The sequence below is a fragment of the Pseudonocardia sp. 73-21 genome, assembly GCF_001899645.1.
Taxonomy (GTDB): domain Bacteria; phylum Actinomycetota; class Actinomycetes; order Mycobacteriales; family Pseudonocardiaceae; genus Pseudonocardia.
The window spans coordinates 24611-46051 of the sequence record NZ_MKVV01000055.1; the positions used below are offsets into that span (position 1 = coordinate 24611).

Annotated in this window: 22 protein-coding genes and 1 pseudogene; 12 read left to right on the plus strand and 11 right to left on the minus strand. The window is 73.3% G+C overall.

Annotated features, from left to right (window positions below):
- The first annotated feature begins 5 nt into the window (after positions 1 to 5).
- From BGP03_RS17800 to BGP03_RS17810, 3 genes are read left to right on the plus strand one after another with little or no spacing between them, the layout of a single operon-like run.
- On the plus strand, positions 6 to 2537 hold the full coding sequence (locus BGP03_RS17800) for an HAD-IC family P-type ATPase (RefSeq protein WP_298795317.1): 2532 nt from the start codon (positions 6 to 8) through the stop codon (positions 2535 to 2537).
- Between the two features lie 6 nt (positions 2538 to 2543).
- The gene (locus tag BGP03_RS17805; protein ID WP_296370056.1) at positions 2544 to 2825 is read left to right on the plus strand and encodes a YggT family protein; all 282 of its coding nucleotides are present in this window, start codon (positions 2544 to 2546) and stop codon (positions 2823 to 2825) included.
- Positions 2826 to 2860: 35 nt separating this feature from the next.
- On the plus strand, positions 2861 to 3343 hold the full coding sequence (locus tag BGP03_RS17810) for a hypothetical protein (RefSeq protein ID WP_298795316.1): 483 nt from the start codon (positions 2861 to 2863) through the stop codon (positions 3341 to 3343).
- Here BGP03_RS17810 and BGP03_RS17815 read toward each other — a convergent pair whose 3' ends face one another.
- The 3 genes from BGP03_RS17815 to BGP03_RS17825 form a co-directional block, all read right to left on the minus strand.
- Positions 3344 to 4054, minus strand: a complete 711-nt coding sequence (locus BGP03_RS17815; RefSeq protein ID WP_296370061.1) for a VIT family protein — start codon at positions 4052 to 4054, stop codon at positions 3344 to 3346.
- Between the two features lie 203 nt (positions 4055 to 4257).
- Positions 4258 to 4464, minus strand: coding sequence for a hypothetical protein (locus BGP03_RS17820; RefSeq protein WP_296370063.1), 207 nt, complete (start codon positions 4462 to 4464; stop codon positions 4258 to 4260).
- A 37-nt stretch (positions 4465 to 4501) separates the two neighbouring features.
- Positions 4502 to 4669: a hypothetical protein gene (locus BGP03_RS17825; protein WP_296370064.1), complete on the minus strand. Its 168-nt coding sequence runs from the start codon at positions 4667 to 4669 to the stop codon at positions 4502 to 4504.
- Between BGP03_RS17825 and BGP03_RS17830 the strand changes: the two genes are divergently transcribed.
- The 4 genes from BGP03_RS17830 to BGP03_RS17845 all read left to right on the plus strand — a co-directional run bounded on the left by BGP03_RS17830 (position 4662) and on the right by BGP03_RS17845 (position 8169).
- Entirely contained in the window at positions 4662 to 5147 is a 486-nt protein-coding gene (locus BGP03_RS17830; protein ID WP_298795315.1) for an MFS transporter, read from the plus strand. The two genes, BGP03_RS17825 and BGP03_RS17830, sit on opposite strands and share 8 nt — an antisense overlap.
- On the plus strand, positions 5068 to 5583 hold the full coding sequence (locus BGP03_RS17835; protein ID WP_298795314.1) for a hypothetical protein: 516 nt from the start codon (positions 5068 to 5070) through the stop codon (positions 5581 to 5583). The genes BGP03_RS17830 and BGP03_RS17835 overlap by 80 nt, the downstream gene beginning before the upstream one ends.
- A 67-nt stretch (positions 5584 to 5650) precedes the next feature.
- Positions 5651 to 6949, plus strand: coding sequence for a DUF1800 domain-containing protein (locus tag BGP03_RS17840; RefSeq protein WP_296370070.1), 1299 nt, complete (start codon positions 5651 to 5653; stop codon positions 6947 to 6949).
- Positions 6946 to 8169 carry a DUF1501 domain-containing protein gene (locus BGP03_RS17845; RefSeq protein ID WP_298795313.1) on the plus strand — a complete coding sequence of 408 codons (1224 nt, stop codon included), beginning with the start codon at positions 6946 to 6948 and terminating at the stop codon, positions 8167 to 8169. The genes BGP03_RS17840 and BGP03_RS17845 overlap by 4 nt, the downstream gene beginning before the upstream one ends.
- Here the strand turns inward: BGP03_RS17845 and BGP03_RS17850 are convergent.
- Positions 8166 to 9851: an AMP-binding protein gene (locus BGP03_RS17850; protein ID WP_298795312.1), complete on the minus strand. Its 1686-nt coding sequence runs from the start codon at positions 9849 to 9851 to the stop codon at positions 8166 to 8168. The two genes, BGP03_RS17845 and BGP03_RS17850, sit on opposite strands and share 4 nt — an antisense overlap.
- A 97-nt stretch (positions 9852 to 9948) precedes the next feature.
- On the opposite strand from BGP03_RS17850, the gene BGP03_RS17855 reads away from it, so the two are divergent.
- Together BGP03_RS17855 and BGP03_RS17860 are read left to right on the plus strand one after the other, a co-directional pair.
- Entirely contained in the window at positions 9949 to 10584 is a 636-nt protein-coding gene (locus BGP03_RS17855) for a TetR/AcrR family transcriptional regulator (protein WP_296370077.1), read from the plus strand.
- 130 nt (positions 10585 to 10714) lie between these two features.
- Complete coding sequence (locus BGP03_RS17860; protein WP_296370079.1) at positions 10715 to 11662, plus strand: beta-ketoacyl-ACP synthase III; 948 nt, start codon at positions 10715 to 10717, stop codon at positions 11660 to 11662.
- On the opposite strand, the gene BGP03_RS35980 is transcribed toward BGP03_RS17860, so the two are convergent.
- Positions 11663 to 11926, minus strand: a complete 264-nt coding sequence (locus BGP03_RS35980) for an aminotransferase class III-fold pyridoxal phosphate-dependent enzyme (RefSeq protein WP_363093999.1) — start codon at positions 11924 to 11926, stop codon at positions 11663 to 11665.
- Positions 11927 to 12192: 266 nt separating this feature from the next.
- The gene (locus BGP03_RS17870; RefSeq protein WP_298795311.1) at positions 12193 to 12906 is read right to left on the minus strand and encodes a helix-turn-helix domain-containing protein; all 714 of its coding nucleotides are present in this window, start codon (positions 12904 to 12906) and stop codon (positions 12193 to 12195) included.
- Between the two features lie 189 nt (positions 12907 to 13095).
- On the opposite strand from BGP03_RS17870, the gene BGP03_RS17875 reads away from it, so the two are divergent.
- Both BGP03_RS17875 and BGP03_RS17880 read left to right on the plus strand, forming a co-directional pair.
- Positions 13096 to 14169 (plus strand): class I SAM-dependent methyltransferase, encoded by a 1074-nt coding sequence (locus BGP03_RS17875; RefSeq protein ID WP_298795310.1) that lies wholly within the window; start codon positions 13096 to 13098, stop codon positions 14167 to 14169.
- A gap of 677 nt (positions 14170 to 14846) precedes the next feature.
- Positions 14847 to 14900 (plus strand): annotated as a pseudogene (locus tag BGP03_RS17880) (hypothetical protein); the annotation flags it as partial.
- Positions 14901 to 14984: 84 nt separating this feature from the next.
- On the opposite strand, the gene couO reads toward BGP03_RS17880, so the two are convergent.
- The 5 genes from couO to BGP03_RS17905 are packed head-to-tail and all read right to left on the minus strand — an operon-like array spanning position 14985 to position 20884.
- Positions 14985 to 15851, minus strand: coding sequence for a 4-hydroxyphenyl-beta-ketoacyl-CoA hydrolase (couO, locus tag BGP03_RS17885; protein WP_296370115.1), 867 nt, complete (start codon positions 15849 to 15851; stop codon positions 14985 to 14987).
- Positions 15851 to 16747, minus strand: a complete 897-nt coding sequence (locus tag BGP03_RS17890; protein ID WP_298795309.1) for a 3-hydroxyacyl-CoA dehydrogenase NAD-binding domain-containing protein — start codon at positions 16745 to 16747, stop codon at positions 15851 to 15853. The genes couO and BGP03_RS17890 overlap by 1 nt, the downstream gene beginning before the upstream one ends.
- Complete coding sequence (locus tag BGP03_RS17895) at positions 16744 to 18636, minus strand: acetoacetate--CoA ligase (RefSeq protein ID WP_298795308.1); 1893 nt, start codon at positions 18634 to 18636, stop codon at positions 16744 to 16746. The genes BGP03_RS17890 and BGP03_RS17895 overlap by 4 nt, the downstream gene beginning before the upstream one ends.
- Positions 18633 to 19409, minus strand: coding sequence for a crotonase/enoyl-CoA hydratase family protein (locus BGP03_RS17900; RefSeq protein WP_296370088.1), 777 nt, complete (start codon positions 19407 to 19409; stop codon positions 18633 to 18635). The genes BGP03_RS17895 and BGP03_RS17900 overlap by 4 nt, the downstream gene beginning before the upstream one ends.
- Positions 19406 to 20884, minus strand: a complete 1479-nt coding sequence (locus BGP03_RS17905) for a long-chain fatty acid--CoA ligase (protein WP_296370090.1) — start codon at positions 20882 to 20884, stop codon at positions 19406 to 19408. Before BGP03_RS17905 ends, BGP03_RS17900 begins: the two co-directional genes overlap by 4 nt.
- Before the next feature lie 58 nt (positions 20885 to 20942).
- Here BGP03_RS17905 and BGP03_RS17910 point away from each other — a divergent pair, with 58 nt between their 5' ends.
- Positions 20943 to 21362, plus strand: a complete 420-nt coding sequence (locus BGP03_RS17910; RefSeq protein WP_296370092.1) for a MarR family transcriptional regulator — start codon at positions 20943 to 20945, stop codon at positions 21360 to 21362.
- Positions 21363 to 21441: the final 79 nt, after the last annotated feature.

Sequence of the window (21441 nt, forward strand, 5' to 3'; positions counted from 1 at the left end):
CGCTCATGCCATCCCCCGGGCTCACCCAGGTCGAGGCCGAGGCCCGGCACCGTCGCGGCGAGTCGAACGCCGCCGTGTCCGGGGGCACCGCGAGCTACGCGCGGATCCTCCGCACGCAGGTCTTCACCTTCTACAACAACATCCTGTTCGTCATCGGCATCGCGCTGCTGGTGCTGGGCCGCTACAACGACGCGTTCGTCAGCGTCGGCCTGGGCCTGGTCAACGCGGTGCTCAGCTCGGTGCAGGTGATCCGGGCCAAGCGCAAGCTCGACCAGCTGCAGCTGCTGGGCCGCACCCGGGTCGCCGTCCTGCGCGACGGCACCGAGACCGCGGTCTACCCCGAGGGGGTCGTACGCGGCGACGTCCTGGTGATCCGGCCCGGCGACCAGATCGTCGTGGACGGGCCGGTGCACGGGGACCCCTCATCCGGTGACACCGTGCTCGAGATCGACGAGTCGCTGCTCACCGGCGAGCCGGACGCGGTGGTCAAGCGCGAGGGCGACGACGTGCTCTCGGGCAGCTTCTGCGTGGCCGGGCGCGGGTTCCAGCAGGCCCGCGACGTCGGCGAGGCCAGCTACGCCCAGCGGGTCACCGCGGAGGCCCGCCGCCCGACCGTGGACAAGACGCCACTGCAGCGGCGCATCGAGTTCGTCATCCGCCTGGTCATGGTGCTGGTGGCGCTGATGAGCGCCGCGATCCTCGCCCAGGCCGCCCTGGAGGGCCTCACGCTGCTGCGGATCGTGCAGATCTCCGCGGTGCTCTCCGGCCTGGTGCCCTACGGGCTGTTCTTCCTCATCGCCGTGGCCTACACCGTCGGCGCCACCCGGATCGCGACGCAGGGCGCGCTGATCCAGCAGACCAACGCCGTGGAGTCCATCAGCAACGTCGACGTGCTGTGCACCGACAAGACCGGCACCCTGACCAGCGGACGGCTCACCGTCACCGGTGTCGAGGTGTTCGGCGGGCACGAGGTCACCGACGTGGAGCGCTGGCTCGGCTCCACGGCCCGCAGCGCCGCCGATGCCAACGTCACCGGTGCGGCGCTCGCCGCCGCCCTTCCCGGCGAGACGTGGGAGGTGCGCGAGGAGGTGGCGTTCACCTCCTCGCTGCGCTGGAGCGCCGTCACCACCGACGAGGGCGTGTGGGTGCTGGGCGCGGCCGAGGCGCTGGCCCCCTGGCTGGGCGGTGTCGACCTGGGCCGGCTGGTGGCCGAGCGCACCGCCCGCGGCCTGCGCGTGATCGTCTTCGCCCGCGCGCTCGACCCGGCCGCCCCGCTGCGCACCGGCGACCGGCCCACCCTGCCCGAGCTGGAACCGCTCGCCGTCGTCGCCCTCGCCGACGAGCTGCGCGACGACGTCACCGAGACCGTGGCCGGGCTGCTCGACGCCGGCGTCGAGCTCAAGGTGCTCTCCGGCGACGACCCCCACACCGTCGCCGTGCTGGCCGCGCAGGCCGGCATCGACGCGGGCACGCCGGTGTCGGGCCACGACCTCGACGCGCTCACCGACGACGAGCTCGACGCCGTGGTGGCGGGGACCACCGTGTTCGGCCGCGTCTCCCCGGAGGACAAGGAACGGGTGGTGGAGTCGCTGCGCCGCCAGGGACGCCACGTCGCCATGATCGGCGACGGCGTCAACGACGCCCGCGCACTCAAGCACGCCCACGTCGGCGTCGCGATGCGCAGCGGCAGCCCCGTCACCCGTGACGTGGCCGACATCGTGCTCGTCGACGACTCGTTCGCCGCACTGCTGCCGGCCCGGCTGGAGGGCCGTCGCATCATCGACGGCATCGCCACGTCGATGTACGTGTTCCTGGCCCGCGTCGGCACGCAGGCCCTGGTGATCCTCACCGTCACCATGCTGGGCCTGGGTTTCCCCTACGAGCCGACGCAGGTCGGGCTCACGCTGCTCACCGTCGGGGTCCCGACGTTCTTCCTGACGCTGTGGGCGCGGCCCAGGCCCCCGGACCCCAACCTGCTCGGTTCGCTGGCCCGGTTCGTCATCCCCGCGGCGGTGATCACGGCGGCGTGCGGGGCCGGGGTGTACACGTTCATCTACACCCGCGTGATGAAGGGCCTGACCAACCCCGACGTGCCCGAGCGGGTGCTCGAGGCGTTCCAGCGCTACACCGGGCTCACCGTCACCGACGCGGGCTTCACCACCGCGTCGGCCACGATCGGGGCCCAGACGGGACTGTCGACGTTCGTCACGCTGGCGTCGTTCGGGCTCATCCTGTTCCTGGAGCCCCGCACCCGGTTCTTCGCCGCATGGACCACGCCCAACCCCGACCGCAAGCCGTCGTTGCTGGTCCTGGCGCTGCTCGTCGCGTTCGTCGGGGTGCTCTACACGCCGCTGCTGTCGGACTACTTCGGCCTGACCGGGCCCAACCGGCTGCTGCTCATCGCGGTGCTGCCCGCGCTGGTGGTCTGGTTCGTGGCCCTGACGGCGGCCTACCGCCTGCGCGTCCTGGACCGGCTGCTCGGGCTCGACGCGATCCCGCCGCGGCGGCGGGCACGCAGCGGGGGCCCCGCTCGTTAGGCGGGTATGTCCGCCATCGGGTCGTTGCTGGGGCTGCTTCTCCTGCTGTTCGAGCTCGTACTGATCGCCCGCGTCGTGGTCGACTGGGTCGGGGTGCTGTCGCCGGGTCCCGAGCCCGAGTGGCGCCGCCGGGCCGTGCGCGTCACGCACGCGGCCACGGAGCCGGTGCTGGCGCCGGTGCGCCGGGTGCTGCCGCCGATCCGCGCCGGCGGGATCGGGATCGACCTCGCCTTCATCGTCGTGTTCGTGCTGGTCCTGATCCTGCGGACGCTGGTCGTGGGGCTCTGAGGGCGCCGTTCCCCGGGCGGGCATACGGTAGTCGGGTGCCCGCACTGCGCTACCCCGTCCTCATCGCCGCCCTCGCCCTGACGCTCGCGGGCTGCGGCGCCACCACACCGGACGGCGCGCCGACCACGCCGGTCCGCACGGGCGTCGACGGCTCGCTCTCCTCCCTCACCGACAAGATCGATTCCATCGCGCTCGACGAGTGCGCCACCGAGCCCGCCGCCACGATCTTCCCGAACTGCCCCCGGTTCATCACCGAGGTCGGCAACGTCGCCGTCGCCGTCAGGGGGGCCGCGCCGGGGCGGCCCGACGCGGCCGCCCTGGAGTCCTCGGCCACCGCTGTCGGCGACGCGGTGTCGGCCTTCATCCGCGACGGCTGCGTGGCCTCGCCGAGCGAGCCGGCCCCGTCCGTGGCCACCTGTGGCCCGGACCTGCAGAAGATCCAGGCCGGGCTGAAGGCGATGCAGTCGGCGGTGAACGCCTCGGCGGCGGCCGCCCCGACCACCACCCCGGCGGGATAGCTACCCGATCGCCACGCCCACGAGGTGGCCGATGCCGTAGGTCACCGCGAGGCCCAGCGCCCCGCCGACCACGACCCTCAGCACCGCACGCCGGGGGTCACCGCCGCCGATCCGGGCACTCACGACGCCGGTCAGCGCGAGCGCGATCAGCACCGCCACGACGGTGACCGGGACGCGCAGGGCGGGCGGGGGCAGCAGCACGGCCAGCAGCGGGAGCAGGGCCCCCACCGTGAACGACACGGCCGAGGCGAACGCCGCCTGCCAGGGGCTGGTCAGCTCGTCGGGGTCGAGGTTCAGCTCGGCGTCGAGGTGCGCGGCCAGCGGGTCGTGGGCGGTGAGCTCGACGGCGACGGTGTGCGCGGTCTCCTCGCTGAGCCCCTTCGCCCGGTAGATCGCGGCCAGCTCGGCCAGCTCCGCCTCGGGGAACTCCCGCAGCTCGCGCTTCTCCTCGCGCAGCTGGGCCATCTCCGTGTCGCGCTGGCTGCTGACCGACACGTACTCACCCAGCGCCATGGACACCGCGCCGGCCACGAGGCCCGCGACGCCGGCGGTGAGGATCGGCCCGCTCTCGAGGGTGGCCCCGGCGACACCGACGACGATGCCCGCCACAGAGACGATGCCGTCGTTGGCGCCCAGGACGCCGGCGCGCAGCCAGTTCAGACGGGCGCCGAGCGCGCCGCCGTGGGGTTCGGTCTCCAGCATCTCCGCCATGGGTCCATCCCAGCACGTTTTCTGGAATGATTCCAGACAAGTGAGGCTCACCTGGTCGGGGTGCAGGCACAGCTGAGCCCGGTGCGGGCCGGCGGGGCCTGGGCCGCGGCGCGGGTGGCCGGATCGCGGCGCGGGTGCGGCAGCACCCACGGCGACCACCGTCGGCGGCCAGACCGTCCACGACCTGGCCACCGGGTGACCGCTCAGGCGCCCGCCGGCGCCAGCACCTCGTCGAGCACGCCCTTGCGGACGTCGGCGACAAGGTCGGCGAGCTGCTCCAGGCTCATCTGGATGCGCTGGCCGAAATCATCGGTGATCACCACGCGGCGCTCCGGGGTGGCCGCGTCGTCGACGTAGAGCTCGGGGCAACCGCAGTTGCAGTTGCCGCAGAACGTAGCGATGTGGCGCATCGGGAGACCCTCGCAGTCACTCGTGGTTGTCGATCCGTTACCCGGCCAGCCTAGGCAGGGGCCGGTGCCGCAGCAACGCGCTGCGCGTGATCGACAGCTCGTGGGCTACCTCGGCGGCGATGAGCTCGGCCCGCAGGCCGTCGTGCTCGTCGTCGACGGGCAGCGCGCGATGGCGGCGGACGAGCTCCTCCAGCGCGGTGAGCAACCTGTCGGTGGCGGGCGTCGGCGGGGCGATGATGGTGCCGGTCAGGCGGCTCGTCGTGCTGCGCACCACGGCCAAGTCCGAGCTGGTACGGGCCATCGCCTACCTGACGTGGCCGGCGCCCGTCGCCCCCGTCGTCGCGCCGGCACCGGGCGGGATCCTGAGCACGTACGCGTCGTGGCGGTGGATCTTCGTGATCAACGTTCCGCTCGGGATCGGCGCTGTCCTCCTGGCGCGACGGCTCGTGCCCGACGTCCGCGGCAGCGGGCCCACCGCGCTGGACCGGCGGGGCTTCCTGCTCACCGCGCTCGGGGTGGGCGCGCTCGTGGTCGGCATGGAGTCGCTCGGGGCGCCCGACCCGCAGTGGGGTGGTCGTCGGCGTCGGGCTGGGCGTGGCCGTCGTGGCCCTGGTCCTCGCCGTCCGCCACCTGCTGCACGCCGAGCGGCCGCTGCTGGACCTGCGGGTGCTGCGCGCCGCTGATGCGCCGGTTCGGTATCCGGACGGTGCTGCTGGGAGCGGTCGCGGCGTCGGCGGCGTGCCTGGTCGGTATCGCTCTCGTGCAGCCCACGACGCCGTTGCCGCTGCTCCTGGGCCTGCTGGTGCTGAGCGGGATGCCCGCTCGATCGGCTTCACCGCCTACATCAGCGTCGCGTTCGCCGACGTCGACCCGCCGCGGATGTCCTCGGCCAACACCCTGATGTCCACGCTGCAGGAGCTCGGCGCCGGGCTGGGGGTCGCGACCGGCGCGGTGCTGGTGGCGCTCGGCGGGCCCGTGGCCGGCGCCGTCGGCCTCGGCGGCGTCGACGGGCCGTTCCGGGTGGCGTTCGTGATGCTCGCGGTGATCCTGGTGGTGCCGGCGGCGGAGGGGCTGAGGCTCCCGCGCACCGCGGGCGACGCCGTCACCGGACGGAGCTGACGGCGGGTTTACCCGACCCGAACAATCCCCGCACGGCGTGCTCACCCCGGCCGCCGAGGGTGGACCCATGACCGACGCGGACGCGATACGCCGGCTGCTGCAGCGGGTGGGACTCGGCCCGCGGCCCGGTGAGCTCGCGCGGGCGACGACCGGGGGGTTCGACGCCACGCTGGCCGCCCTGACCGCCCCGGGACCGGACGCCGGCGCCACCGCGACGCCACCACCGGCGTTCCCGGCCCCGCCCGCCCCGGCGGCCCGCACCGATGTCGCGGCCCGGAAGGCCCGGGAGCAGGCCGAGGCCGCCCAGGCCCGGACGCTCGTGGTCTGGTGGCTCGACCGGATGGCCGCCGCCGACGCCCCGTACCCGGAGCGGATGACATGGTTCTGGCACGGCCACTTCGCCACGAGCGTGCAGAAGGTGAAGTCCGCGGCGCTGATGTACGGGCAGAACGCCACGCAGCGGCGGCTGGGCGGCGGCGACTTCCGCGCGCTGGCCCGCGCCATGATCGTCGACCCGGCGATGCTGGTGTGGCTCGACGGCACGGGGAACCGGGTCGGGAAGCCCAACGAGAACCTGGCCCGCGAGTTCATGGAGCTGTTCACCCTCGGCGTGGGCAACTACACCGAGACCGACGTGCGTGAGGCCGCCCGCGCGCTGACCGGCTGGCGCATCGACGCGGGAGGCGACACGTCCTCGGTCAACGCCCGCAACCACGACCCGGGCCCCGAGACGGTGCTGGGCACCACCGGCGCCTACGACGCGGACGGCCTCGTGGACCTGCTGGTGACCCGGCCCGCGTCACCACGGTTCGTGGCCGGCCGGATCTGGACGCGCTTCGTCTCCGACACCCCGCCCGATCCCGCGACGATGGACACCCTGGTGGCCGCCTACGGCGCGAACCACGACGTCACGGCGGTGCTACGGGCCGCCGTCACCGCGCCGGCATTCCGCGACCCGGCGTCGGTGCTCGTGCGCCAGCCCGTCGAGTGGCTGGTGGCGGCGCTGCGGGCGCTGAAGCTGCCGGCGTCGAAGGTCGCCCCGGCCGCACTGCGGGCCGGCCTCACCGGGCTGGGTCAGACCCCCTTCCACCCGCCCAACGTCGGCGGCTGGCCCGCCGGCACCCCGTGGCTCACCACGGCCGCCGCGCTGGCGCGGCTCAAGCTCGCCCAGGCGCTCGTGGCCGCCGCGGACCTCTCACCGGTCACCGACGTCGCGGCGGGATCACGGGTGGAGGCCACCGCGGCGCTGCTCGGCCTGCCCGCCTTCACCTCCCGCACGGCCGCCGCACTCGCACCCCTGGCCGGCACACCCCCACAGCTGGTGGCCGCCGCACTGGCGTCCCCGGAGAACGCGGTGAGCGCATGAACGCCCTGACCCTGTCCCGCCGCCGGTTCCTCACGTACTCGGGAGCGGCCGCCGCCGTGGCCGCGGCGGGCGGGATCGGCTGGAAGGAGCTCGCCGACCGCACCCGCACCGATCCCCTGCCCCCCGGCACGGGCGTGCTCGTGACCGTCACGCTCTACGGCGGCAACGACGGCCTCAACACCGTGGTCCCGGCCGCCGACCCGGCCTACCAGTCCGCGCGTCCCGACCTCGCCTACGCCGAGCACGAGGTGCTCGACCTCGGCGAGGGCCTCGGGCTCAACCCCGGCATGGCCGGGCTCAAGGCGAGCTGGGACGCCGGCACGCTCGCCGTCGTCCGCGGGGTGAGCTATCCACAACCCGACCACAGCCACTTCCGGTCCATGGACATCTGGCAGACCGCCACCCCCGACCACCCCGTCAACACCGGCTGGATCGGCCGCTGGCTCGACGGGAACGGGCGCGACCCGCTGAAGGCGATCTCGCTGGACCCGGTCCTGCCTCCGATGCTCGCCGGCGCCACCACCGCGGGTGCCGCCCTGCCGTTGAGCGGGCTCGCGCTGACGAAAGGGGCGCTGGGCACCGCGTTCGCGGCGATGGGCGGGGCGTCGGACGGCGAGCCGGGCCCACAGGCCGTCGCGGCCCGGTCGATCACGGACCTGCATCGGACGGTCGCGACGCTCGGACCCGCGGTCGACGCCACGACCGCAGCGCCCGGGGCCGGTGGGAAGAAGGCGGCCACGAGCCAGCTCGCCGCCCAGCTCGACGTCGTCGCCCGGTGCGTGGAGATGGGCGCGCCCAGCCGCGTGTACTCCGCGAGCGTCGGCGGCTTCGACACCCACGCCGACGAGCGGAGCACCCAGCAGCGTCTGCTCACCGAGGTGGACGCCGCGGTCTCCGGGTTCCTCACGCGCATGGCCGGCACCGACCGGGGCCGCCACGTCGTGCTGATGGCCTACTCGGAGTTCGGCCGCCGGGTGGCCGCCAACGCCAACGAGGGCACCGACCACGGCACCGCCGGCCCGGTGCTGGTGGCCGGCGCCGGGGTGAAGGGCGGGTTCGTCGGCGAGCAGCCGAGCCTCACCGACCTCGACGACGGCGACCTCAAGCCCACCACCGACTTCCGCGACGTCTACGCCACGATGCTCAGCGGTGTGCTGGGCAGCGACCCGGCGCAGGTGCTCGGCCCGGGCCGCTCGACGCTGCCCCTGTTGAGCACCTAGCCGAGGCGCTCGGCCGCGCGCTGCGCGAGGCGGAACTTCTGCACCTTGCCCGTCGGCGTCGTCGGCAGCTCGTCGGCGGCCAGCACCAGTACGTGCTTCGGCACCTTGAACCGCGCGAGCTTCTCCTTGCACAGCGCGATCAGCGCGTCGGGATCGACGACCGAGCCGGGCTCGGGCACCACCCACACGCACCCGACCTCGCCCCACCGCTCGTCGGGCACCCCCACCGCGTACGCCTGGCTGATGCCTGGGTGCCGGGTGAGCAGGTCCTCGATCTCCTTGGGCATGACCAGCTCGCCGCCGCTCTTGTAGAGCTCCTTGCTGCGGCCGGTCAGCTGGACGTAGCCGTCGGGACGGACGCGGCCCAGGTCGCCGGAGTGCACCCGGCCGCCGCGCAGGGTGGCCGCGGTCTCGTCGGGCTTGTCCCAGTACCCGAGCATGTGGGTGGGGCCCGAGGAGACGAGCTCCCCCTCGGCGCCCACCGGAAGGTCGTCGCCGGTCAGCGGGTCGATGGTGCGGTAGGTGCACAGGTCGCCCGAGCCCGGCACCCCCGCCACACCGGCGAGCTTGGGCCGCCCGACGGTGGCCGAGTGGCGCTCCAGGGGGTCCTCGGGCAGCGACATGGTCATCGCTCCGCCGCACTCGGTCATGCCGTAGCCCGTGGTCATCTCGGTGACACCGAGCTGGTCGCGGATCTTCTCCCACAGCCACACCGGAGCGGGCGCGGCGCCCGACAGCACCGCGAACAGCGACGACAGGTCGCGCGAGTGCTGGTGCTCGAGGATCGCGACCGACATCGTCGGGACGCAGAGGATCTCCGTGGCCCGGTGCCGCTCGACGCCGGCGACGTAGTCGGCCGGGGTGAACGCCGTGCGCGGGACGATCGCGCCGCCGACGACCATCGCCGCCAGCAGGCCCTCCACGTAGCCGAACATGTGGTAGCAGGGCAGCGAGAACAGGATCCGCCGCCCGTCCTCGAACGCCCGGGTCAGGGCCGAGGCGTACCCGGTGCGCAGCACGGCGTCGTGGGTGACCATCACGCCCTTGGGCGAGCCGGTGGTGCCGGACGTGTAGAGGATGTCGCCGAGGTCGTCGGGGGCGGCGGTGGCACCGTCGGCCGCCCCGGGGTGCTCGTCGCCGAGCGCGGCGAGGTCGTCGAGCGTGCGCACGCCGGCGCGCGTGCGTCCGTCGGTGGACAGCAGCACGACCGCGTGCAGGTCCGGCAGCGCCCCGGTGGCGCCCTGCTCCCATCCGGGGGCGATCTCGTCGAGCATCGCGGGCTGGTCGAGCCCGGCGAAGCCCGTCATCGTCACCAGCACGTTGCAGCGCGACTGCGCCAGCACGTAGCCGAGCTCGTCGCGGCGGTAGAGGAAGTTGAACGGGATCGCCACCGCCCCGGCCCGGGCGATCGCGAACTTGAGCGGCACGAACTCGAGGTAGTTGGCCATCAGCACGCCGACCCGGTCGCCGCGGCGGATCCCGAGCGCCGCCAGCCCGTCGGCGAGGCGCCGCGACCACGCCACGGTCTCCGCGTAGGTCAGCGTGCGGTCGTCGGTGAGCACGAGCGGGCGGTCCGGGAACTCCGCCGCCCGGCGGTCCAGGAAGCCGTCGAGGGTGGTGGGCTCCCACGTCGGGTAGCGGGCCGCGAGGGCCGCGCGCCGGGCGTCGATGCTGCCGGTCATGGACCTCTCCTCGGGCAGAGTTTAATCAGGGATAGATTAGTGAGGTGCCGGCGCGCGTGGCAAGACCGTGCCGCGGCGGGCGCCTACGATCTCCCGCGTGCCCCGCAAGTCCCCCGCCGCCGAGCCCGTGGCCGTCCACGAGGACGCGAGTGCGAAGTCGGCCCGCACGCGGCGGCGACTGCTCGACGCCGCCGCCACCGTGCTGAGCCGCAAGGGCTTCGCGGGCACCCGGCTCTCGGACATCGCCGAGCAGGCCCACGTCCAGGCACCGGCGATCTACTACTACTACCCGTCGCGCGAGGACCTCATCGAGGAGGTCATGTACGTCGGGGCCGCGGCGATGCGCACCCACCTGGTCGCGGCCCTGGAGGCGCTGCCGCCTTCGGCGGGCCCGGTCGAGCGCATCGGCGCCGCCGTCGAGGCCCACCTGCGTCACGAGCTGGAGATCTCCGCCTACTCCACGGCGATCATCCGCAACGCCAACCAGCTGCCGGAGCCGGTCAGCCGCCGCGCCCTCGCCGAGGTGGCCGCCTACAACGACGTGTGGCGGGTGCTGGTGGCCGAGCTCGCCGCCGCCGGGGAGCTGCGCGCCGACGTCGACCCGGCCGTCGGCCGGATGATGGTGCTGGGCGCCTTGAACTGGGCCGCGGAGTGGTGGGACCCTGCGGGCGGCCCGCTCGACGACGTCATCCGCACGGCGCAGTCGATGGTGCTGCACTCCCTGCGCCCCTGAGGTGTGCGGCGCGGCGGGACACGTGTGACGCGGGTCCCGAGCTGACCCGTGAGTAACAAAGTACGGTCGAACCAGTGGGGACCCGAACCCCGAACCCACCCGGGTACCCGCTGGACAACCGAGGAGTGACATGAGCCTGCGCTCCGCTGTTGTGACGGGCCTCGGGCACTGCCTGCCCGAACGGATCGTCACCAACGACGACCTGGCCGCCCGCCTCGACACCTCCGACGAGTGGATCCGCACCCGCACCGGCATCCGCCAGCGCCACATCGTCGACACGGGCACCAGCACGTCCGATCTCGCGGTCGGGGCGGGCCGGCGGGCGCTGGCCGCGGCGGGGCTCACGAGCGTCGGGGTGGTCATCGTCGCCACCACCACCCCCGACCATCCCTGCCCCGCCACCGCGCCCGTCGTCGCCACCCGGCTGGGGCTGGTCGAGGCCCCCGCCTTCGACGTCAACGCGGTGTGCAGCGGCTTCCTCTACGCGCTCGCCACGGCCGACAGCATGCTGACCTCGGGCCTCTACGACACCGCGCTGGTGATCGGGGCCGACATCTTCTCGTCGTTCATCGACCCCGACGACCGTTCCACCGCCTTCCTGTTCGGCGACGGCGCCGGCGCCATGGTCCTGCGGGCGGGCGAGCCCGGCGAGGCGGGATCGGTGCTGGCCGTGGAGCTGGGCAGCGACGGCGAGATGGAGAACCTCATCCTCGTCGAGGACGCCAAGTCGCCGTACACGATGCAGGGCCAGACGGTCTACCGGCACGCGGTGGCGCGGATGGCCAGCAGCACCCGGTCCATCCTCGAGCGCGTGGGCTGGTCCGTCGCCGACGTCGACCACTTCGTCGGCCACCAGGCCAACCAGCGCATCCTCGACGCCGTGGCCGGCCGCCTGAAGATGGATCCCGCGTGCGTGGTCAGCAACCTGGCCACCGTCGGCAACACCGCGGCCGCCTCCATCCCGATCGCGCTGAGCGAGGCCTCCGACGAGGGCCGGCTGCGCACCGGTGACCGCGTCGTGCTCGCCGCGTTCGGGGGCGGGGCCACGTGGGGGGCCGCGGCGCTCACCTGGCCGTAGTCACCGCGTGGAGGCGATCACCTCGGCCAGCACGTCGAGGGCCTCGTCCAGCAGCAGGCCCGGAATGGCCAGCGGCGGGAGCAGGCGCAGCACGTTGCCGTGGCTGCCGCAGGTCAGCACGATCAGCCCGGCCGCGTGGGCGGCGGACGCGACGGCCTTCGTCGTGGCCGCGTCGGGCGCGCCGGTGGTCGGGTCGACGATCTCGACGGCCACCATGGCACCGGGCCAGCGGACGTCGCCGATGCGGGGGTCGGCGGCCTGCACCGTGCGGAGCCGGCCCAGCAGCGGGCCCGTCGAGGCCGTCGAGGAACGGGTACGACATCGGCGCGCGGTGCACCTCGGGGGCGAACGGGCCGAAGCCGTCCTCGTAGGGCACGTTCTTCGCGGTCATCGCCATCGTGAGCGACGTGCGGCCGTGGTAGGCGTGGTCGGACACGGCGTCGACCACGGCGGGGGCGCTGTTGCCGACGCCGGTGACCGCGATGCCGGAGCCGAGCACGATCTACGGCTGGAGTTCCAGGTGAACAGCCTTACCCGGCCCGGCTGTGACGGGAGGTCGAGCCATGCAGAGAGGAACGTTGGTGCTCGACCGGTTTCAGGGCTGGACGCGGTGTCGATGCCAGTGGTGAGAGCTTGAGCCAGCGCGGTAGTGCACGCCGCGCTGCCGGTTCGCCGCGCAGCACCATGTCACCGGAGCGCAGCGCGCCGGCCCAGGACAGGTCGCCGCGCCAGACGAGGGTGAGCGCGCGCAGCGTCGTCTCCACGGCAACCTGGACCGGGAAGCCGGGATCGTCGTGGCAGACATCGACGCCGTCGTTGCCGACGACGATCCACCAGTCCCGCGCGCCGGGATCGATGTCGGTGAAACGGAACTGCAGGGTGGTGCGGCCGTCGGGTACGGCCTCCAGATCGATGTTGCGGTGCACATCCCACATGAGCAGGTGCGGATCGAGGTCGCCGTCACCGAGTTCGGAGATCCAGCGGGTGCCCCACCGGCCGATGGCTTCCACGATCGGTTCGAGCTCCCGGCCGGCCGGGGTCAGGTGGTAGGTGACCCTGTTGCCTTCGCGGTAACGCTCGACGACCCCGGCCCGGATCAGGGTGTGCAGCCGCTTGGACAGCAGTGCCGGTGACATGCGAGGCACACCCCGGCGCACGGCATTGAAGTGCCGGCTGCCCATCATCAGCTCGCGCACGACCAGCAACGTCCAACGCTCGTCGAGCAGCTCCATCGCCTTGGACACCGGGCAGAACTGACCGTAGCTACCAGGCATCCGAGCCCTCCCAAGCTGGGTGACGCGGCCAGGATAGGCAGCCGCTGCGGGTGCCGAGAAGTACAGAATCTGAAGCGGATCGGTACAGATCCGGGACTGGGGCACTCGGATAGCGGCACCGGATCGTGAGCTGGTGCCGACCACCGACGGGAGAGTCCGATGACCGCGACCGCCACCCCCGACAGCACCACCCCCGACGCCACTGCGACCCCGGCCATGTCCGAGCAGGCATCGGTGCTGTTGGGCCAGATCGCCGGATACGTAGGCCATCGCACCGTCGCCATAGGACTGCGCTGCGGGCTGGTTCAGGCGCTCGCCGACCGGCCCGGGGCCGACCCGGACGAGCTCGCCGCTGCGCTCGGGCTCGACCACTTCTACGTCTCGGTGTGGTGTCGCGCCGCGCTGGCAACCGGTGTCCTCGACCGCGACGATGCCCAGCCCTGCCGGTACCGGCTCGCCCCGCACCTGGCCACGCTCCTGCTCGACACCGCCTCCCCGGCCTATCTCGGCGGGGTGTTCCTGGTTTTCGAGGCCCCGGAGATGTTCGACCGCTTCGAGACCAGCCTGGCCACCGGTGCACGGATGTGGTGGGACGACACCACCCCCGAGTGGATCACCGGGGTCTCCAGCACCGGGGCCCCGTTCTACACCCGCCTCGTGCCGGGCGGCCTCGCCCAGATCCCCGGCTTGGCGGACCGACTGGACGCCGGGTGCCGGGTCGTCGACACAGCCTGCGGCGCGGGCACCGGCCTGATCCGCCTCGCCACCGCCTACCCCGACTGCTCGGTGGTCGGCGTCGACGGTGACGTGCACTCGCTGGAGCAGGCCCGGGTCCGCATCACCGAGACCGGTCTCGGGGACCGGGTGACCCTGGTGCACAGCCCGCTGGAGGACCTGGCGCTCGACGAATCCGCCACCGTCGTGATCAACAACATTTCGATGCACGAATGCCGCGACATCGACCGGGTTGCCGACAACGTGCGCGCTGGGCTAGAGCCCGGCGGTTGGTTCGTAATCTCCGACTTTCCCTTCCCGAACACCGACGCCGCGCTGCGCACCGCACCCGGCCGAATCATGTGCGGGATCCAGTTCTTCGAGGCGCAGATCGACGACCAACTCCTCCCACGCGCCGCCTACGACGACCTCCTGACCCGCCACGGCTTCACCGACCTCGGCTCGGTCACCCTCACCCCCATGCACGCCATCACCTACGGGCGCACCCCTGCCCGCTGAGCGCGTCGCGCCCATCAAGGACAGCGGTCGCGCTGCAGCGCCGCCTCACCCGGGCCGCGGTGGCCCCGGACGGGCCCGCGGCGATCCTGCGCACCCTCGGCGCGATCGTCGACGGGTCGGCACGGGTCGGCACGGGTCTGCGGGCCGGACGGGGCCGGGCTCGATCCGGAGGTGTTCGCGCGGTTTCGCCGGGCCGGGCTGCGCGGGTCGCACAGCGCGTCGGGGCCGGAGGGGAGCACGCTCGTCCAGCCGCTGGGGCTGGCCGGTTCCCCGCGCGGCTACCTGCTGGTGACGGGCCCCCACCCGTGGGACGCGGCGCACCACGGCGCCGTGGCCACCGCGGTCGCGCTGCTGTCCCTGGACGCCGAGCGGCGGGCCGACGCCCAGGCCGCGGCGCGGGAGATCCGGGCGGGTGCCTGGGCTCTGTTTCTCGCCGGCGCCGCGGACTCGGCCGTCGCGCTGCTCGGTCTGCGCGCCGCCGCGACCGGACCGGTCTCGCACGAGGGCCGCTTCCCTGTGCAGCGCGTGCGCGGGGCAGATGCCCTCGGCGCCGCCGAGAGCCGGCCGCCGGAGAGGCGTTCGCCCGTGAGGTACTGGGTCCGCTGGCCGACCCGGGACACGACGACCTGCACGCCACACTCGAGCAGTTCCACGCCTGCCACGGCCAGCTCACGCTGGTGGCGGCGGCCATCGGGGCGCACCGCAACACCGTCCGCCGCCGATTACGCCGGATCGAAGAACTCACGGGCCATTCGCTCGACGACCCCCGCGCCCGTGCCGAGCTCTGGGTCGTCCGGCAGGTCATGATCAGAGTGCTATCCCAGTCCGAGCATCCTCACCGCGTTCTCCTTGAGGATCAGGGGGCGGACCTCATCCTTGATCTCCAGCTTCGCGAAGTCCGCCAGCCAGCGGTCGGGCTGCAGCACCGGGAAGTCGGAGCCGAACAGCACCTTGCGCTTGAGCAGGCCGTTCGCGGCGCGCACCAGTTGCGGCGGGAAGTACGTCGGCGACCAGCCGGAGAGGTCGATGTAGACGTTGGCCTTGTGGGTGGCCATGGAGATCGCGGAGTCCTGCCACGGCACCGACGGGTGGGCGAGCACGATCGTCAGCTGCGGGAAGTCGGCGGCGACGTCGTCGATGAGCATCGGGTCGGAGTAGCGCAGCTTGATGCCGCGCCCACCGGGCAGCCCGGCGCCGATGCCCGTCTGGCCGGTGTGGAACAGCGCGGGCACGCCGAGCTCCTCGATGGCCGCGTACAGCGGGTAGAACGCCACCGAGTTGGGCTCGAAGGCCTGCAGGCTGGGGTGGAACTTGAACCCGCGCACGCCGTGGTCGTTCACGAGGCTGTGGATGCGCCGGACCGCGGCCTTGCCCCCGTGCGGGTCCACCGAGCCGAACGGGATGAGCACGTCGGCGTACTCGGCGGCGGTGTCGGCGATCTCCTCGCTCGACAGGGCCGGGTGCCCGGTGCCCGAGGTGGAGTCGACGGTGAAGACCACCGCGGCCATCCGGCGCTCCCGGTAGTGGGCGGCGATGTCGGCGACCGTGGGCGTGCGGTTGGCGTCGGCCTTGAAGTAGGCCGCCGAGGCGTCGTTGAGCTCCTGGTCCAGCGAGAAGCAGCCGTGGCCGTCCTGCTCGACGTGGACGTGGACGTCGATGGCGTCCACTGTGGAGGGATCGATCACGGCAGGTCTCCTTCGGTCTTGGCCGCCAGCAGCGTGCGCAGGACGGCGTCGCGGCGGCCGGCGAGGTCGGCCGGGTCGACACCGGCCAGCTCCTCGTCGACCCCGGCGATGATCTTCTGTTCCAGCTCGGGGGTCATGTGCACCCGGCCCAGGTCGCGCCACCAGGCCTCGGTGGGCGGGCCGAGGTGCTCGAGGATGTGGGCGATGCCGCCGGGGCCGCCGGAGAGGTGCTGGTTAACGAACGGGCCGAGAAGTGCCCAGCGCAGTCCCGGGCCCTGCGCGATGGCCGTGTCGATGTCGGCCACACTCGCGACACCACGTTCCACCAGCGAGTACGCCTCCTGCCAGAGCGCGGCCTGCAGCCGGTTGGCGATGTGCCCGGGCAGCTCCCGGCGCAGCCGGATCGGCTTCCTGCCCACCGACGTGTAGAAGGCCATCGCCGCCTCGACGGCGGCGTCCGAGGTGCGCTCGCCCGGCACGACCTCCACGAGCGGGATGACGTGCGGCGGGTTGAACGGGTGCCCGACCACCAGGCGCTCGGGATGGTGGGCGCAGCCCTTCGCGATGACGCTGGGCAGCATCCCCGACGAACTGCTGGCCAGCACCACGTCGGGGCGGGCGGCCTCGTCGAGCACGGCGAACAGCGTGTGCTTGACGTCCTCGCGCTCGGGTCCGTTCTCCTGCACGAAGTCGGCGGAGGCCACCGCCTCGCCCGGATCACCGGTGAAGGTGAGCCGGTCGAGGGAGCCCGGACCGATCGCGGCGACCCCGGCGCGCAGCCGCTCCTCGGCGTCGGGGGCCGGGTCTGTGGCCACGACATCGAGGCCGTGGGCGAGGAAGTGGGCGGCCCAGCTGGTGCCGATGACGCCGGTACCCACCACCGCGACCCTCATCGGGCGAAGCCCACGAAGGCGTCCAGGGACGTGGCATCCGCGAGGACGTCGCGGCTCGCCACGTCGTCCGGCGCCGCGCCGAGCAGGATCTTCTTGGCCGGCAGCTCCAGCTTCTTGCCGGTGCGGTTGCGGGGCACCGCCGGGACCGCCTCGATCCGGTCGGGCACGTGCCGTGGGCTCAGGGCGGAGCGCAGCTCACCGCCGATCCGCTCGCGCAGCGCGTCGTCGAGCACCACCCCGCCGGTGAGCTGGACGAACAGCAGCAGCTCACCGTTGCCGCCCGCCGGGTCCTCCAGGTGCACCACCAGGCTGTCGGCCACCTCGGGCAGCTCCTCCACCACCGCGTAGAACTCCGCGGTGCCCAGCCGCACACCACCGCGGTTGAGCGTGGCGTCCGAGCGCCCGGCGATCACGCAGCTGCCGGACTCGGAGAAGCGCACCCAATCGCCGTGGCGCCAGACGCCGGGGTAGACGTCGAAGTAGGTGTCGCGGTAGCGGGTGCCGTCCGGGTCGCCCCAGAACCCGACGGGCATCGACGGCATCGGGGCGGTGATCACCAGCTCCCCCAGCTCCCCGACGACCGGTTTGCCGTCGGGGTCGAACGCCTCCGCGGCCACGCCGAGCGCGGGCCCGGAGATCTCGCCGACCACCACCGGCTGCCACGGGCTGCCCTGCACGATGCCGGTGCACACGTCGGTGCCGCCGCTGCCGACGTTGAGCAGCACGCGCTCGCCGAACTGCTCGGCCACCCAGCGGAAGCCCTCCGGCGGCAGCGGGCTGCCGGCCGCACCGAGCTGGCGCAGCGCCGGCAGCTCGCCCGGCGCGACGTCCTGCTCGCGGCACGCCATGAGGAAGCCGGGCGACGCACCCATGATCGTGGCCCGGGTCTCGGCGGCGATCCGCCACTGCCAGCCGAGGTCGGGGTGCAGCGGGTTGCCGTCGATCAGCACCACCGACGCGCCCGCGAGCAGGCCGGAGACCAGTGCGTTCCACATCATCCAGGCCGTGGTGGAGAACCACAGGATCCGGTCGCCGGGACCGAGGTCCCACGACAGCGCGTGGTTCTTCAGGTGTTCCAGCAGGATGCCGCCGTGGCCGTGCACGATCGCCTTCGGCCGGCCGGTGGTGCCGGAGGAGAACAGCACGTACAGAGGGTGGTCGAAGGGAACCGGATCGAAAACCGGGGCTGTAGCGCCGGTGTGTGCAGAGCCTGTGGCGAGCAGGTCGTCCCAGGTCACGGCGTCCGGGATCGCGCCGTCGCCGTGCCCGATCGCCACCACGTGCCGCAGCGTGGGCAGGCCCGCGCGCAGGGCCGCCACCTCGGCGCGGCGGTCGACGGGCTTGGCCCCGTAGGTGTAGCCGGGCACCGTGAGCAGCACGGCCGGCTCGATCTGGGCGAAGCGGTCCACCACGCTGCGGGCCCCGAACTCCGGCGCGCAGCTCGCCCACACCGCGCCGAGGCTCGCCGCCGCCAGGAACGCCACGAGGGTCTCGGGGATGTTGGGCGCGTACGCCACCACCCGGTCGCCACGGCCCACCCCCAGCCGGACCAGCCCGTCCCGGGCCCGGGCGACCTGGTCGCGCAGCTGCGCCCAGGTGAGCTCCGAGGTCGGCCGCGTCTGGGAGTAGGCGACGACCGCGATGTCGTCGGCGGCGACCCCGGTGCCCCGCAGCGCGTGCTCGGCGTAGTTCAGCGTGGCACCCGGGAACCACTCGGCTCCGGGCATCTCGCGCCGGCCCAGCACCGCGGTGGGAGGCGTGGTGAACCGGACGTCGAAGAACTCCGCGACGGACGACCAGAAGCCGTCGAGATCGGTGACCGACCAGCGGTGCAACGACGCGTAGTCGGCGTACCCGGCCCGCTCGGCGAAGCGGTCGATGATCGTCACGACGTCGCCACCTTGGCCCCCCGGCCCTCCATGAACGCCTTCATCCGTTCCTTGGCCTCCCCGCTGCTCGACGCCACCGCCGCCATCAGCGACTCCAGGAGGTAGCCCTGGTCGGGATCGGCCGCCGCGATGCGGGGCAGCGCCTGCAGCACGGCGAAGTTCGTGACGGGCGAGTTGGCGGCGATCTTCTCGGCCAGGCCCAGCGCGCGGGCCAGCCCCTCGCCCGCCTCCACCCGGTACTGCGACAGGCCCAGCGCCGCGCCCTCGTCGGCGTCGAGCACGCGGCCCGTCAGCATCATGTCGGCCATCCGGTGCACGCCGATCAGCTTCGGCACCCGCACCGACGCCCCGCCGCCGACGAACAGGCCGCGCTGGCCCTCGGGCAGGGCGTAGAACGTGCTCGGCTCGGCCACCCGGATGTGTGCGGCGCAGGCCAGCTCGAGCCCGCCCCCGACGACGGCGCCCTTGAGCACCGCGACGACGGGCAGGTCGCCGCGCTCGATCCGCTCGAACACGCGGTGCCACATCCGGGAGTGCGCCATGCCCTCGAAGGCGTCGCGCTCGGCGAGCTCGCCGAGGTCCAGCCCCGCTGAGAAGTGGTCCCCCACGGCGTCGAGGACGATCGCGCGGGCCCCGGCGGGCGGGGAGGTGAAGACCTCCTCCAGCCCGAGGACGGTGGCGTCGTCGAGGGCGTTGCGCTTGGCCGCGCGGTTGAGCCGCACGACGGCGACCTCCCCGCGCTCCTCGACGTCGACGGTCTCCGGCAGGGTCATCTCTGCTCCTCGGCGATGGCCCGCAGCGCGGGTTTGGCGATCTTGCCCGTCGCGGTGCGGGGCAGCTGGTCGGTGACCACCAGCCGCCGCGGCACCTTGTAGCGGGCCAGGTGTTCCTGCAGGTGTGCGTGCAGGGCGTCGAGGTCGAGACGGGCGCCGTCGGCGGGCTGGACGAAGCCGATGCCGGCCTCGCCCCATTTCTCGTCGGGCACCCCGACCACGGCGGCGCCCGCCACCTCGGGCAGCCGCATCAGGACGGCCTCGACCTCGGCCGGATAGACGTTCTCGCCGCCGGAGATGTACATGTCCTTGACCCGGTCGACGACCGTGGCCCAGCCGTCCTCGGCGACGGTCAGGACGTCGCCGGTGCGGAACCAGCCGTCGTCGAGCGCGGGCTCGGTGCGCCCCCAGTAGCCGGCGAACACATTGGGCCCGCGCACGGCCACCTCGGCGGGCCCGGCGTGCAGCGGCACGCGCTCGTCGCCGTCGATCATGGCCACGTCGGTGTAGAAGTGCGGCACGCCCACCGAGACCGGGTGGTCCGGCGATCCCTCCCGGGTGGCCATGAGGACCCCGGGCGACGCCTCGGTCATCCCGAACCCCTGCTGCAGCGTGACGCCGCGGTCCATCCACGCCTGCGCCACCCGCGCGGGCACCGGCGATCCGCCGTACTGGACGACGCGCAGCGACGACAGGTCGGCGCCCGCGAACGAGGGGTGCTCGCACATCATCTGCAGCATCGTCGGCACGCCGGAGAAGCTGGTGATGCCGGCCTCGCCGATGCGGTGCAGGATCGCACCGGGGTCGACCTTCGGCACGGGCTCGACGCTTCCGCCCTTGAACAGCGTGGGCAGCGTGATCTGCCCGATCCCGACGCAGTGGAACAGCGGTGCGATGCACAGGGCCCGGTCGGTGGACAGCACGTCGACGTGCGCGAGCTGGTTGACGGTGTTCCAGGTCAGGTTGCCGTGGGTGAGCAGCGCGCCCTTGGGACGGCCGGTGGTGCCGGAGGTGTAGAGCAGCAGCGCGGGATCGTCGAGGCCGACGACGGGCGGCTCGCCCAGGCCCGGGCTCGACGCGATCGCGCTCTCGTAGTCGGGCCCGACCTCCAGCCGCGCGCCGCCGAAGGGCGCCACGGCGTCCGGGCCGGCCACGAGGAACGTGGCGCCCGCGTCGTCGAGCATGAAGCGGATCTCGGGGCCGGCCAGGCGGTGGTTGAGCGGCATCGCGATCGCGCCGAGGCGCCACACCGCGAAGAACGTCTCCAGCACCTCGACGCTGTTGACGCCCAGCTGCGCGACGCGGTCGCCGGGACCGACACCCGCCGCGGCCAGGGCACCCGCGAGCCGGTCGACGCGCTGCGCCAGCTCACCGTAGGACACCGGGCCGCGTGGGCCGACGAGCGCCGGACGGTCGGAGGCGATCCGGGCCCGGCGGGCGGGCCAGCTGCCGAGGCCGTCGGGACCTGGTGCCATGCTCCACACTCCTGTCGCACCATTGACGCGGGAATCGATAACAGGAAACCTGTCACTCATGCCCACTGTGCCCTCGCTGCTCTACGCCGTCAAGCAGGTCGAGCTCGCGGTGCGCGCCCACCTCGACGAGCTGCTGCGCCCGCACGGGTTGACCACCTCGACCTACACGGCCCTGACCGTGCTGGAGCGACGCGAGGGTCGCACCACCGCCGAACTGGCCCGCACCTCGTTCGTCACGCCGCAGGCGATGTCGGACATCGTCGCCGCCCTGGAACGCCGGGAGCTCGTCACCCGGAGCACCGATCCCGCACACGGGCGGCGACGACTGATCGGCCTCACCCCCGCCGGACGGGCCCGGCTCGCCGAGGTGGCCGACGACGTCGCCGCCCTGGAGGCCCGCATGGTCGCCGGCCTCGACGCCGGGGAGCGCGCCGCACTGCGCCACCACCTCAACTCCTGCCGGGCCGCGCTCACCTGAAACCGGTACCCCGTGGCCGTATGGATAACGCCGTTGCGTCTGCCTACAGTTGACGGAGCCGCCGCCCGCGACGCATCGG

Excerpts from the sequence above, each read along its gene's own strand:
- BGP03_RS17800 (WP_298795317.1), top strand. The coding sequence starts at position 6 with ATGCCATCCCCCGGGCTCACCCAGGTCGAGGCCGAGGCCCGGCACCGT.
- BGP03_RS17805 (WP_296370056.1), top strand. The coding sequence starts at position 2,544 with ATGTCCGCCATCGGGTCGTTGCTGGGGCTGCTTCTCCTGCTGTTCGAG.
- BGP03_RS17815 (WP_296370061.1), bottom strand. The coding sequence starts at position 4,054 with ATGGCGGAGATGCTGGAGACCGAACCCCACGGCGGCGCGCTCGGCGCC.
- BGP03_RS17820 (WP_296370063.1), bottom strand. The coding sequence starts at position 4,464 with ATGCGCCACATCGCTACGTTCTGCGGCAACTGCAACTGCGGTTGCCCC.
- BGP03_RS17840 (WP_296370070.1), top strand. The coding sequence starts at position 5,651 with ATGACCGACGCGGACGCGATACGCCGGCTGCTGCAGCGGGTGGGACTC.
- BGP03_RS17845 (WP_298795313.1), top strand. The coding sequence starts at position 6,946 with ATGAACGCCCTGACCCTGTCCCGCCGCCGGTTCCTCACGTACTCGGGA.
- BGP03_RS17850 (WP_298795312.1), bottom strand. The coding sequence starts at position 9,851 with ATGACCGGCAGCATCGACGCCCGGCGCGCGGCCCTCGCGGCCCGCTAC.
- BGP03_RS17860 (WP_296370079.1), top strand. The coding sequence starts at position 10,715 with ATGAGCCTGCGCTCCGCTGTTGTGACGGGCCTCGGGCACTGCCTGCCC.
- BGP03_RS17875 (WP_298795310.1), top strand. The coding sequence starts at position 13,096 with ATGACCGCGACCGCCACCCCCGACAGCACCACCCCCGACGCCACTGCG.
- BGP03_RS17890 (WP_298795309.1), bottom strand. The coding sequence starts at position 16,747 with ATGAGGGTCGCGGTGGTGGGTACCGGCGTCATCGGCACCAGCTGGGCC.
- BGP03_RS17900 (WP_296370088.1), bottom strand. The coding sequence starts at position 19,409 with ATGACCCTGCCGGAGACCGTCGACGTCGAGGAGCGCGGGGAGGTCGCC.
- BGP03_RS17905 (WP_296370090.1), bottom strand. The coding sequence starts at position 20,884 with ATGGCACCAGGTCCCGACGGCCTCGGCAGCTGGCCCGCCCGCCGGGCC.
- BGP03_RS17910 (WP_296370092.1), top strand. The coding sequence starts at position 20,943 with ATGCCCACTGTGCCCTCGCTGCTCTACGCCGTCAAGCAGGTCGAGCTC.